This window comes from Halobacillus massiliensis (assembly GCF_900166625.1).
GTDB classification, from domain to species: domain Bacteria; phylum Bacillota; class Bacilli; order Bacillales; family Halobacillaceae; genus Halobacillus_A; species Halobacillus_A massiliensis.
The window spans coordinates 1,260,291-1,272,486 of record NZ_LT800499.1; the positions used below are offsets into that span (position 1 = coordinate 1,260,291).

The following is a 12,196-nucleotide window of genomic DNA, read 5'->3' on the forward strand; positions in this document are numbered from 1 at the left end:
AAATTAATGAACAGTCTAAAAGATGAAATTATCATTATCACAGGTTCAACTCGTGGGATCGGAAAAAGCACGGCTAAGGCTCTAGCAAAAAAAGGGGCGGCTGTTATGGTTAACGGTCGTGATGAGAAAAGCGTGAATAGAGTGGTTAAAGAAATAAAAGAACAAGGCGGGCGTGCTGAAGGACTGGCTAAATCAGTTATTGAGGAAGATGCCGGAAAAATGCTTGTTGAAAAGTCTGTGGGTGCTTTTGGAGGATTAACGGGAATTATCAATAATGCCGGGATTACTAGAGATCGTATTTCTTACAAAATGGAGTTAAAGGACTTTATGGATGTTATCGATTCCCATGTGAAAAGTACGTTCATTTGCAGTACCGAAGCTATCCGATATTTTAAGAGTAACGAAAGATCTGCCTTTATCCTTAATACGACGTCACTGGCCGGAATTCTCGGCAATCCTGGCCAGATTAATTACAGTGCGGCTAAGTCCGCAGTGATTGGTATGACATTAACTCTTGCAAAGGAACTTAAAAACAAAAAGATCCAGGTTAACGCACTGGCTCCTGCAGCCCTTACCGATATGACACGCCTATTTATAGAAAAAGCGGCAACAGAAGAGGAAGCAGCTTACTGGGATATTGGAACACCAGACCAGGTAGCAGATTTTATATGCGAGTTTATCGAAAAACGAAGCATAAAACAGACTGGAGAAATTTATGCGGTTAATAAAAGTGAAAAAGGCTGCTGGATTCCGCCTTCCTATGAAGTTTTATAAAAGGTACAATGGAAGAAACTTTCTCAGGTGGTGAAATGTCATCGATAAAGAGATTTTTCAAAAAGCTTATGAAACTTTTCAATACTTACATAATCACGCTGAAATCAGTTGGGAAGAAATTGAAACGACGAAATATATCGCGAAGATCTTAGAAAAAAGCGGGTGTCGGGTAACAACCTTTAATGACTGTCCAGGAGTTATCGGAGAATACGGGGATTTTAGTGGAAAACTTCCTGTGATAGGCATTCGTGCTGATATGGATGCCCTTTGGCAGCAGGTTGATGGTAATTACAAGGCGAATCATTCGTGCGGTCATGATGCCCATATGGCCATGGTATTGGGACTGCTTTGGAAGGTCGAGCAGGCGCCGGAGCTTTCTGAAAAAATTGCTCTGAAGTTTATTTTTCAACCGGCTGAAGAAAAAGGAGCTGGGGCTCTGAAGATGGTTGAAAAAGGGGCAGTCGATAATGTGGATTACTTATATGGCATTCACCTGCGTCCGAAGCAGGAAATGAAAATGGGGGACGCTTCCCCTGTTATCCAGCATGGAGCCGTACGCATGTATGATGTTGAGATTAAAGGAAAAGATGCTCATGGGGCAAGACCTCACCTTAACCATAATGCGATTGAACTCGGCTCACAGATTGTTCAGCTGCTGGCAAAGATTCATGTGGATCCTACGATTCCTCACTCGATAAAGATGACCCGATTTCATGCAGGGGGTAAAAATGTCAATATTATTCCAGGCAGTGCCTCTTTTTCTCTTGATCTTCGGGCACAGACGAATGAAGTGATGGGAGAAATTGAGGAGCAGGTACAGCGGATATTTGAAAGCTTAAGAAATCTTTATCCTGTTATTGTTGAGGTTACTCATATCGATTCCATTGCAGCTGCTATGGTAAACACAGAAGCCATAGATATTATGAGTATGGCAATTAAAAGGGCTTTAGGAGGAAACCATCTCCATCCGCCGCTGATTACGCCGGGGGGAGATGACTTTCACTTTTATACCTTAAAACGGCCATCTCTTAAAGCAACGATGATTGGATTAGGATGTAACTTGGAGCCGGGACTTCATCATCCCTCTATGACGTTTAACCATGAAGCTCTAACTAATGGTATTGAAATCTTATACCAGGCTGTTTTGGCTACCTATCAGTATGGAGCGGATGCAGAAAAAGCTGAGGAAAACTGATAAAATCTTTGCCCGAGTCTTTGAATAGGACAAATTCGCTTGTCATAGATATGAGTGATATGGATTATACAGGCAAAGGGAGGGGTTTTCGTGGCGTTTTTAGAATTGGATTCACAAACCAAGCTTTATTATGAGGATGAGGGAAAGGGCCAGCCCATAATTTTTATCCACGGCGTCATGATGAGCAGCCGTTTCTTTCATTATCAAATTCCGTACTTTAAAGAAAAGTATCGGACGATCACTTTCGACCTGCGCGGTCATGGACGTTCGAGCAAGGTACAGCATGGCCATACCGTCGCTCAATACGCCAAGGATTTAAAGAATTTTATTGAAAAGCTGGAGTTAACGAATGTAATTCTTGTCGGATGGTCGATGGGAGCTTTTGTTGTATGGGATTATGTGAATCAGTTTGGAACAGATAACATTAAAGGGGTTACGGTTGTCGATCAATCACCATCGGATTATTTATGGGAAGGCTGGAAGTTTGGAGCTTTTGACTTTGAAGCCATTAAAGGTGTCATGCAGTCCATTCAGGAAGATCAGCTTGGCTTTAATAGTGAATTCATTTATGGAATGTTTAAGGAATCACCGGACCCGGAAGTACACGAATGGATTTTAGAAGAAATGATGAAGGTACCGGCTTCTATTGCCAGTACCATTGTCTTTAATCAGACAGCGGTCGATTTCAGGGAATCCTTAAGTAATGTAGATATACCTGCCTTGATCTGCTTTGGCAGGGATGATAAATTTTTCCCTGTAGCCGCGGGAGAATATATACAGGAAAGAACCCCTGGTTCTAAGCTTGTACCATTCGAAGAAAGCAGCCACTGTTTGTTTTTAGAAGAACCAGATAAATTTAATCAGGAATTAGACGATTTTTTTCAGAGAAGATGTTAAAAGAAGCAGTAAATTTAAATGAAATAGCTCTGCCTCCGGTTATGCAGCCGGAGGTTTTTTGTTTGTTCCCATTCCAACTTTTTAGTTCTTAATACAATGGATCTAAACGTATACATGCTGTATTGGCGTCTTAATCTGGAAAGGATGATTTTATGAAATGTCCACAATGCGAAAATGAACAGTCATCAGGGAAGTTTTGTGGAGTATGCGGAAGTGCTTTAACCGTAGAGGAGGCAGCTTCTACTGCTTTAATAACGGTAGAAACTAAGGAAGCTGATACGATTGGAAAAGTAAAGGCATATTGGGATCAATCGCTTCTATATTTAAAACAGCCGCTGGAAGCCTTTCGGGTATCTGAATCTTTTTTTGCTCAAGGGGCGGCAGCACTTCTACTTTATACGCTTGCCTTTAGTTTAAGCATTTATTTTCTTGCCAATTCGATCATAAAAATAATGAGTCTGGGATGGGAAGAGGCGGAGAAACTCCCGTTTTTTGAAACGACTTCTAAAATTTTTCTTTATTCGATTGTCGGTGTGGCCATTAGCCTTGCTGCTATTATGATTGTTTCTAAACTTATGAAGCTGACATTGGATATGAAAAGGACAGTTGCCCAGTATGGAGCGCTGATCACACCTTTTATTCTAGTGAATTTAATTTCAATATTATTTGCATTAAGCGGTACGGTTACTGCTACTATAGTTCTACTTGGATCCTCACTGTCCTATGCCTTGTATTTAGTTCCGGTTTTGTTTATTTTCAATCACGGTGTAAGCGGTCAGAGACGACCTTATGCGTTTTATGGAGCGATCGGAACGAGTGTGATTATTTCATTTCTGACTTATTTCTTTTGGAAATGGAAGCTGATTGAGAAATTTAATGAATTTGACTCCTTTTTTAGTGGCTTTTACTTTTAAGAAAAATAAGTAGAGGAAGTACATTCCCGAATTCATAGAAGGAGAGGAGAAAGCTTGACATACTGCACCTCATGCGGCCGTTCTCTATCTAGCGACCATTCGTATTGTATTTACTGTGGAGCCGAACGGGGAGCTGAGCCACCTCCTTCCCGACAGGTTCGTCACTCCCGTAAACCTATGAAAAAAAACTGTCTGGATTGTAGTATCTGCTGCAGTTCTGCTGTTTGGAACCCACCAGTGGATTTCTTCGAAAATTGATCCAATGAAAACAATTAGAGCGATGGATCAATCGATGTCCTCCTTTGAAGCAGATGAATTTTTAAATTACGTGCAGCTGGATAAAGATGTGTTAATAAATAAGAGCGAATATTTCAAGTACATCCACTCAGAAGGATGGGAGGAAATCCGGGACCAATTAGAGGAAATAGTAGAAGGAAAAGAAGGAGAGAGCTTTAAAGTAAAAGATAGTGACGGTAATGAGATTTTTAAAGTCAAAAAGGAGCCTTACCTGCTGGGGTTCTATCATACTTTTGAAGTTTATGCGATTCCTCAGGAAATCAAAGTAGAAACCAGTCTAAACCCTATTACCATTGAATTCGGAGAAGAAAAGCGGAAAATAAAAGGTGAAAAAAATGTTGAATTTAATGCTTATCCTGGTAAATATCAGCTTGTAGGGTCTTATACAAGTACGTTCGGCAAAATTGAATATAAGGAAACAGTGCGTATCGAACCTAATAAAGAACAACAGTCCAACATTTCTATGAAATTCCCAGAAGAAGTCTACACAATTGATACCCAATATCCGGAAGCTGTTCTTTTTATTAATGGAAAAAGCACGGGGAAATCCTTAAATGATTTTCATACCCTTGGTCCTTTTCCTGAGGAAGAAGTCTGGATGTATGCTGAATGGACCGATGAAAAAGGAGAGGTTCAGCGAAGTGAAGAGGTCAGCCAGTATTATCAATATGGAGGTATGCTCACTTTCTGGTTTGACACGGAGCCAAATGAATACGGGGAGGAAGATGCATACCTTGAAAAAGAGACGGAAACAGAAAAAGTAACAGCAGGTGCAGAAGAATTTACAGACGGGCAGGCAGGAGAGTATGTTATTGATTTTAGAGAGGCATATGAGACAGCTTTGAATACAGGAGATTACAGCTATATCTCTAACTTTTTAGAGAAAGACAGTGAGGCGGCAGACGAGTTGGATGATTATATAACAGAGGTCAAAGGTAAGGGGTTCAGCTTTGATTTTCAAACGAATGAGGTGGTATCTGTGGAAAGGGAGGAGAACACCTATTATGTGCAGACAAATGAGAAGTTTACCTTCATAAATCAAGAGGGGAACGAAACACAGTATGTGCGGGTTAAAAATTATACATTGGTTAACACAGGCGATGGCATGAGAATTACGAAAATAGATATTAGTGAAACAGAAAGAAACGGAGAGGAAGGGTAACCTTCTTCTCCGTTTTCTTATGATAAGGAGTTTGTATCTTATAATGAACAGGACCATAAGACTAGATTAAGCCCTGTTTTTGCTGTTAGTAACAATCGTGTCACAAAAAGTTAACGAAAAAGTAAGAGTGAAAGCAGAGTAAATAGGTTATATACTTTATAGTGAGATAATTAACAGGGATGAGGGGGATTGGGAATGAAAGGGATTATTCTAGCAGGAGGAAGCGGGTCGCGCTTGTCGCCGAGTACGCTCAGCGTAAATAAACATCTTCTGGCTGTGTTTGACAAGCCGATGATTTATTACCCATTGTCTGTATTAATGCTTGGAGGTATTAAAGAAATCTTAATCATCTGTGCACCAGAAGATGTCAGCCGATTTCAAGCGCTGCTTGGGAATGGTGAATCTTTAGGGATTTCTATTACGTATGAAGTACAAGAAAATCCTAACGGAATTCCAGAAGCGCTCATTATAGGAGAAGACTTTATCGGCCGCGATGATGTCACGCTCATTCTTGGAGATAACATTTTTTACGGGCAAGGTTTTACTACTTTGCTTCGTAACGCGATAAAATCACATAAACACGCTACGGTTTTTGGTTATCGTGTAAAAGATCCAGAACGCTTCGGTGTCGTTGAATTTGATGAGAATAAGAAAGTGGTCTCATTAGAAGAAAAACCAGATGACCCGAAATCAGATTTTGCGGTCACAGGTCTCTATATTTATGATCACCGTGCTGTTGAAATTGCTAAAAAGCTTTCTCCTTCAGAACGCGGAGAACTGGAAATTACAGATCTAAATAAATATTATTTAAAAATGGATGAACTTGATGTGCAGCTGCTCGGACGGGGTTTTGCATGGATGGATGCGGGCACTCATGAATCTCTTTTTGAAGCATCGGAGTTTGTGAAGAATATTCAGCAGCGCCAGGGCTTTAAGCTTGCCTGCATTGAAGAAATCTCCTACTACTTAGGGCATATTGATAAGAACGAGCTTAGAGAAATTGGGAAATTTATGGCCAAGACCGATTATGGGCAGTATTTAATTGATATAGCAAATAGAAAGCATATTGAACAATACTGGGATGAAATGGACAGCCATCCGATGTTAGAGGTGAGTAAGAATGACTAATTCCAAGCCGTATCTTTTATTAACAGGGGGAGCGGGCTTTATTGGATCGAATTTTGTCAGCTATTATTTAAAAAAATATCCTGAAGCTGCTCTTTTAAATGTTGATAAATTAACATATGCAGGATCATTATCCAATCTTTCCAATCTGGAAAACTATGAAAACTATCAATTTATAAAGGGAGATATTGCAGATCCTGCATTCATTGATCGATTATTTAACGATTATCAGATTAAAGGAATTATAAACTTTGCAGCCGAATCCCATGTTGATCGCTCGATTGATGACGCTCGCTCGTTTATTGAGACTAATGTGATGGGGACACAGGTACTGCTTCAGTCTGCACTGCGTCATTGGGAAAAAAAGGGGACATTACAGGAGAATCGTTTTCATCAGATTTCCACTGATGAAGTTTACGGCTCGTTAGAAAGTGATGAAAAGTTTCACGAACATACTCCTTATGATCCGAGAAATCCATACAGTGCTTCCAAAGCCGGAGCTAATTTACTTGTAAGAAGCTTTGGGTATACATACGGGATGAATGTGGTTATCTCAAGCAGTTCTAATAACTACGGTCCGCGGCAGCATGAAGAAAAGCTGATCCCTACCATCATTTCCAATGCCTTAAAGCAACAGCCCATCCCTATATATGGCGATGGTCAAAATATAAGGGACTGGCTGTACGTAGAAGATCACTGCCGGGCATTAGATGCCATTTACCATAAGGGCGGTTCTATGGAGAACTACAATGTTGGCGGAGGCAATGAGTTGAAGAACATAGATCTTGCCGAAAAAATCTGTGAGATATTAGATGAAATCACCCCTCAGGCAAAAGGTGAGCTTCATAGTTTTAAAGAATTGATTACTTTTACAGAAGATCGTTTGGGACATGACCGCAGATATGCTGTAGATGATACGAAACTGAGACATTCACTGGGCTGGCAGCCGACCATTACCATGGCCCAGGGATTAAAAGAAACCGTAAGCTGGTATGTGCAGCAATGGGCCCAGCTAAGCCGGTAATATCAGTCGTAGTGCCGGTTTATGGCTGCCGCTCCTGCCTGAGAGATTTGTGTGAACGCGTGCGTACTACGATACTAAGTATTCCTGCAGATTATGAGATTATTTTAGTTAACGATTCAAGCCCTGACCATGCATGGCAAACGATTACTGATCTGGCCCTTGAGGATAAACAAATAATTGGTATTGATCTGGCAAGAAACTTCGGCCAGCATTATGCCATTACTGCAGGTCTCGATCATACGAACGGAGACTGGGTGGTTGTGATGGACTGTGACCTGCAGGACCGGCCAGAAGAAATCTCGTCCCTTTACCATAAAGCACAGGAAGGTTATGAAGTAGTTTTTGCGAAAAGAGTAGAGCGTCAGGACAGCTGGTTAAAAAAGATGTCCTCAAAGGTTTTCTATCGTGTATATGACTACTTCACCGGACAAGTGTCTGATCATACGGTTGCCAACTTCAGTATAGCTCATAGAAAAGTAATTGAGGGGTTTCGGCAAATGCGCGAACAGAGCCGGCTTTATCCCCTTTTTCTTCAATGGATGGGGTTTAAATCATCCAATATTGTTGTCGAGCATAACGAAAGAAGTGAAGGAAAGTCATCTTATAATTTAAAAAAATTGGTTACTTTAGCGACTGATACGATTATTGCTCAGTCTAATAAGCCACTGAGATTATCGATTCAACTCGGCTTTTTTTTATCGCTAGGCTCTTTCCTATACGGGCTTTACCTTTTTATGCGGTATTTCTTTATGGATGAACATGTGCAGGGGTGGACAAGTGTAATGGTCAGTCTGTATTTCATTGCAGGCCTGATGTTTTTTAATTTTGGAATTATTGGCCTTTATATAGGAAAAGTCTTTAATGAAGTGAAAGGCAGACCGATTTATTTAATTCGTGAACAAATCAATGAGAAAAAGCAGTGAACCGAACGGAGTTGATTTTATGAGGGAGTATTTACGTCCTACACCGTGGGATGTCCGTAACTTTAATATAGATACGTATGAAGTAATGAGTATGGAGGAAGAGGCGCTGGCACAGACCGATGAAAGAGAAGGACATTTCACCATAAAAATAGATCCTCTTTCAAATTCAAAGCTCCTTGTAGAGCATGGTTTTTATTATGTAGACACATTAATTGAGCCCGTATGTAAAAGAGATAAACTTCTGTCTGTTGAACAGGAAGGGATATCCATAGAAGAGGAATTTGATAGGAATATTATTCTTGAAATTGCTGAAGAAACCTTTCATCACGGGCGCTTTCATCGTGATTTTAACATTCCGGATGAACAGGCGGATAAAAGGTATATGAATTGGACGAGAGATCTTATGGACCAAAACCAAGTGTATGGCTTAAATTTTCATGGAGAAACGATGGGTTTTTTTGGCTTCGAAAAAAACCGCGTGCTTCTGCTTGGAATGGATAGAAGGTACCGTGGAAAAGGACTGGCAAAGGGATTTTTAAGTAAGGCTTGTCAAAAGCAGTTATTAAATTCGGGACATGAAGAACTGATTACTTCTATTTCCGCCGCTAATGTAGCGTCCTTAAACTTATTCTATTCCCTGGGATTCAGGCTGCGTAAAACGATAGACGTCTATCACAAGCTTAACCGGTTGGGCGGGTAAAGGATGGGATATTTATATATATTTGGAACCATCTTTTTCACTGTATATGGCCAGCTAATATTAAAATGGAAAATTGACCAGTATGGAGGTCTTCCCGCTCAGTGGACCGATAAAGCTATATTTCTTGTACAGCTGCTGCTTAATCCTTTTATCTTATCAGGCTTCCTATCTGCATTTGTAGCGTCGATTTTCTGGATGGCCGCGATGACGAAGTTTGATATCAGCTACGCCTATCCATTCATGAGCCTGTCTTTTGTTCTTGTATTCGTCCTATCTGTTTTTCTATTTGGAGAACCGATGACTTTAAAAAAAGTGATGGGCATCTCTTTAATTGTTGCAGGAATTATCGTAATGAGGTGATCTAATGATTCCATTTAACCGCCCGTGTATTCTAGGTGGAGAAGAAGAATTAATGAAAGAAGCATTAGCCAATGGTAAGCTCTCCGGTAACGGTCCATTTGATAAAAAGTGCGTCAGCTGGCTGGAAGAACGTCTTGATTGTAACCGTGCTTTTATGACTCCTTCTTGTACAGCCGCCTTAGAGATGGCTGCGATCTTAACTGAAACAGGTCCAGGGGATGAAGTAATTATGCCCTCGTACACATTTGTTTCAACAGCCAATGCGTTTGCACTCAGAGGAGCTCACATTCGGTTTGTCGATATTGAAGAAAAGACGTTAAACATATCTCCAAAGGAAATTGAGAAGGCAATAACTCCAAAGACGAAAGCTATTGTGGTCGTTCACTATGCAGGAGTTTCCTGTGATATGGATGAAATCATGAGCATCGCTGAAGAACATGGCTTATGGGTCATTGAAGACGCGGCGCAGGCGTTGACGAGTACATATAAAGGCAGACCTTTAGGTACCATCGGCCATTTAGGAACCTTCAGCTTTCATGAAACAAAAAATTACACATGTGGTGAAGGCGGTGCTCTAATCGTCAACCATCGTCCCTTTATCGAACGAGCGGAAATGGTTCAGGAAAAAGGAACAAACAGGGCTCAGTTTTCAAGGGGAATGGTTGATAAATATACATGGCGAGATGTAGGCTCCTCTTATTTGCTTAGTGAGTTGAACTCGGCTTATCTCTATGAGCAATTTATAAACATTCAAAAGATTAATGAGGATCGAATGAACACTTGGAATACGTATTGGCATGAACTGAAGGACGTAATGGCCCTACAAGGGATAGAGGGACCGTACATCCCCGCAGAAACAGAGCATAATGCCCATATGTTTTACTTGAAGTGTCGTGAGGAAACGGAGAGGGCCCAATTCATGGAATATTTAAAAGAAAACGGAATCATGGCTGTTCCGCATTATGTTCCTCTTCATTCATCGCTTGCTGGAGAAAAATTCGGATCTTTTGCAGGAGACGATAAGTTCACAACGCGCGAAAGTGAACGTGTACTCCGTCTGCCTTTATACTATGGAATTACAGAAGAGGATGTCCGTCATGTGGTTGAACATATTCAAATTTTTTATCAGACATAAGTGGCCCTTTCTTGCGTGTGCGATTTTATTTATGTATCTCCTGCCTTATTACACATTAGGAGGAGATGCTCATATACGTGTGCACGATAACCTTGATTCCAATATCGTCTGGTATAAAGTGCTGGCAGAAAGCGGCCACATTTTCGCATCACCCGGTACGACTCTCCCTAACATTGTTAACGGCTTACCGAGGAGTGCTCTGCCTTCTGCTTTAGACGGTATTCTTTGGCTGTACGTATGGTTTGGGCCGGTTGTGGCTTATATGATCAGCCAGACGATAATGAGGATGGGTGCTTTTTTTGGGATGTATCTATTATTAAATCGCTTCGTTATTCCTGAAAATCACCATAAATGGCTCTCAGCCGGAGTGGCGCTTGCATTTGCTATGCTGCCATTTTGGCCATCTGGTGTTTTAACAATTGCCGGCCTTCCTCTTGCGTTCTATTTATTTCTGACCGTACGGAAAAAAGGGAAGCAAACGCCCTGGTATATTTGGCTGACGATAGCCGTTATTCCGTTCTTCTCAAATTTCGTTCTTTCTTTTATTTTCTTCCTCGGAATTATGGGCGTATGGTGGCTGGTGGAATGGGTGAGAAAGAAACGATTCAATGGCCTGTTTTTTACAGCCATTGCCGGAATGACCTCACTGTATCTTATAAAAAATTACTTGCTGATCTATACGATGTTTATTGATTCAACATTTACCTCTCATCGGGAAGAATATAATCTTGGACATAAAGATATCGCCGGCACGCTGGAGCTTTTTGATAGAAACTTCTTTTTCGGTCATACTCATGATGAAGCCATACAAACTCCTCTCGTGATATTAGTCATTATTGCAGCACTGATCCTTGCGATTATCCGGGGAGCCTACCCTCTTAAACTCATACTGCTTTTTGGCGCAACACCAGTGCTTTCCTTGTTTTATGCATTATGGTACTGGCAAGGGCTGAGGCCTCTAAAAGACAGCATTAGTTTTTTTAACACCTTTAACTTGGCGAGGATTCATTTCTTTGATCCTATGCTGTGGTATTTGTGTTTTGCTATAGCTCTCGTCATTATTGCCAGGCAATTTAAAGGAAGCCAGCTCATTGCCGCTGTTCTCATTGTTATGCAGTGTTCCAATGTCTATCAGCTAAAGGAAGAAACGAAGTATGGTGAGTTCAATACACCAACATTTAATGAGTTTTACTCGACTGAGCTTTTTGAAGACATTCAGGTCTACATCGGTGAGGAGCCTTCAGAATACAGGGTGATCAGTGTTGCGATGCATCCGACCATACCGCAATATAATGGTTTTTATACGCTTGACACGTATAACAATACGTATCCGTTAGAATATAAGCATAAGTTCAGGAAAATTATCGCTCCTGAACTTGAGAAAACCCCTTCTTTGGAAAACTACTTCGATACTTGGGGTGGAAGGCTGTACGTCTATTCCAGTGAACTCGGTAAGGACTATATGTTTAAAAAGACGAGTGATCAGACGATTGAAGAGCTGCTCTTAGATACAAAGGCTTTAAAAGAGTTAGGTGGAGATTACATTCTTTCCGGTCTGCCTATTGAAAATTATGATGAAATAGGTCTTGAATTTGAACGTTCTTTTGAAAATGAAGCATCCCCGTGGAAAATTTACTTGTACCACGTCTAATGAGAAGTTACTTAGTCCCGGATAAAAGGAATTAGGAGA

The 12,196-nt window shown here is 40.8% G+C and carries 13 protein-coding genes; all 13 read left to right on the forward strand.

Annotated features, from left to right (window positions below; translation table 11 throughout):
• The first annotated feature begins 6 nt into the window (after positions 1–6).
• The 13 genes from B7E06_RS06295 (at position 7) to B7E06_RS06355 (ending at position 12,157) form a co-directional block, all read left to right on the forward strand.
• Positions 7–774, forward strand: a complete 768-nt coding sequence (locus B7E06_RS06295; RefSeq protein ID WP_082233161.1) for an SDR family NAD(P)-dependent oxidoreductase — start codon at positions 7–9, stop codon at positions 772–774.
• Between the two features lie 40 nt (positions 775–814).
• Positions 815–1,969 (forward strand): M20 peptidase aminoacylase family protein, encoded by a 1,155-nt coding sequence (locus B7E06_RS06300; protein ID WP_082233162.1) that lies wholly within the window; start codon positions 815–817, stop codon positions 1,967–1,969.
• A gap of 90 nt (positions 1,970–2,059) precedes the next feature.
• Positions 2,060–2,866 (forward strand): alpha/beta fold hydrolase, encoded by an 807-nt coding sequence (locus B7E06_RS06305; protein WP_082233163.1) that lies wholly within the window; start codon positions 2,060–2,062, stop codon positions 2,864–2,866.
• 152 nt (positions 2,867–3,018) lie between these two features.
• A complete protein-coding gene (locus tag B7E06_RS06310; protein WP_082233164.1) occupies positions 3,019–3,780 on the forward strand; it encodes a hypothetical protein in 762 nt (253 codons plus the stop codon).
• Positions 3,781–3,834: 54 nt separating this feature from the next.
• Complete coding sequence (locus tag B7E06_RS22470) at positions 3,835–4,038, forward strand: zinc-ribbon domain-containing protein (RefSeq protein ID WP_179133994.1); 204 nt, start codon at positions 3,835–3,837, stop codon at positions 4,036–4,038.
• Between the two features lie 4 nt (positions 4,039–4,042).
• Positions 4,043–5,239: a TcaA NTF2-like domain-containing protein gene (locus B7E06_RS06320; protein ID WP_143414464.1), complete on the forward strand. Its 1,197-nt coding sequence runs from the start codon at positions 4,043–4,045 to the stop codon at positions 5,237–5,239.
• 195 nt (positions 5,240–5,434) lie between these two features.
• Positions 5,435–6,367, forward strand: a complete 933-nt coding sequence (rfbA, locus tag B7E06_RS06325; RefSeq protein WP_082233167.1) for a glucose-1-phosphate thymidylyltransferase RfbA — start codon at positions 5,435–5,437, stop codon at positions 6,365–6,367.
• Positions 6,360–7,388, forward strand: a complete 1,029-nt coding sequence (rfbB, locus tag B7E06_RS06330; protein WP_082233168.1) for a dTDP-glucose 4,6-dehydratase — start codon at positions 6,360–6,362, stop codon at positions 7,386–7,388. The genes rfbA and rfbB overlap by 8 nt, the downstream gene beginning before the upstream one ends.
• Positions 7,367–8,311 (forward strand): glycosyltransferase family 2 protein, encoded by a 945-nt coding sequence (locus tag B7E06_RS06335; RefSeq protein WP_082233169.1) that lies wholly within the window; start codon positions 7,367–7,369, stop codon positions 8,309–8,311. The genes rfbB and B7E06_RS06335 overlap by 22 nt, the downstream gene beginning before the upstream one ends.
• A gap of 19 nt (positions 8,312–8,330) precedes the next feature.
• Positions 8,331–9,011 carry a GNAT family N-acetyltransferase gene (locus B7E06_RS06340; protein WP_082233170.1) on the forward strand — a complete coding sequence of 227 codons (681 nt, stop codon included), beginning with the start codon at positions 8,331–8,333 and terminating at the stop codon, positions 9,009–9,011.
• Between the two features lie 3 nt (positions 9,012–9,014).
• Positions 9,015–9,371, forward strand: coding sequence for an EamA family transporter (locus tag B7E06_RS06345; protein WP_082233171.1), 357 nt, complete (start codon positions 9,015–9,017; stop codon positions 9,369–9,371).
• Between the two features lie 4 nt (positions 9,372–9,375).
• Positions 9,376–10,506, forward strand: a complete 1,131-nt coding sequence (gene rffA / locus B7E06_RS06350) for a dTDP-4-amino-4,6-dideoxygalactose transaminase (RefSeq protein ID WP_082233172.1) — start codon at positions 9,376–9,378, stop codon at positions 10,504–10,506.
• On the forward strand, positions 10,469–12,157 hold the full coding sequence (locus B7E06_RS06355) for a DUF6044 family protein (RefSeq protein ID WP_082233173.1): 1,689 nt from the start codon (positions 10,469–10,471) through the stop codon (positions 12,155–12,157). Before rffA ends, B7E06_RS06355 begins: the two co-directional genes overlap by 38 nt.
• The last annotated feature ends 39 nt before the right edge of the window (positions 12,158–12,196 follow it).

Excerpts from the sequence above, each read along its gene's own strand:
- B7E06_RS06295 (WP_082233161.1), top strand. The coding sequence starts at position 7 with ATGAACAGTCTAAAAGATGAAATTATCATTATCACAGGTTCAACTCGT.
- B7E06_RS06310 (WP_082233164.1), top strand. The coding sequence starts at position 3,019 with ATGAAATGTCCACAATGCGAAAATGAACAGTCATCAGGGAAGTTTTGT.
- B7E06_RS06320 (WP_143414464.1), top strand. The coding sequence starts at position 4,043 with ATGAAAACAATTAGAGCGATGGATCAATCGATGTCCTCCTTTGAAGCA.
- rfbA (WP_082233167.1), top strand. The coding sequence starts at position 5,435 with ATGAAAGGGATTATTCTAGCAGGAGGAAGCGGGTCGCGCTTGTCGCCG.
- rfbB (WP_082233168.1), top strand. The coding sequence starts at position 6,360 with ATGACTAATTCCAAGCCGTATCTTTTATTAACAGGGGGAGCGGGCTTT.
- B7E06_RS06335 (WP_082233169.1), top strand. The coding sequence starts at position 7,367 with ATGGGCCCAGCTAAGCCGGTAATATCAGTCGTAGTGCCGGTTTATGGC.
- B7E06_RS06340 (WP_082233170.1), top strand. The coding sequence starts at position 8,331 with ATGAGGGAGTATTTACGTCCTACACCGTGGGATGTCCGTAACTTTAAT.
- B7E06_RS06345 (WP_082233171.1), top strand. The coding sequence starts at position 9,015 with ATGGGATATTTATATATATTTGGAACCATCTTTTTCACTGTATATGGC.
- rffA (WP_082233172.1), top strand. The coding sequence starts at position 9,376 with ATGATTCCATTTAACCGCCCGTGTATTCTAGGTGGAGAAGAAGAATTA.
- B7E06_RS06355 (WP_082233173.1), top strand. The coding sequence starts at position 10,469 with ATGTGGTTGAACATATTCAAATTTTTTATCAGACATAAGTGGCCCTTT.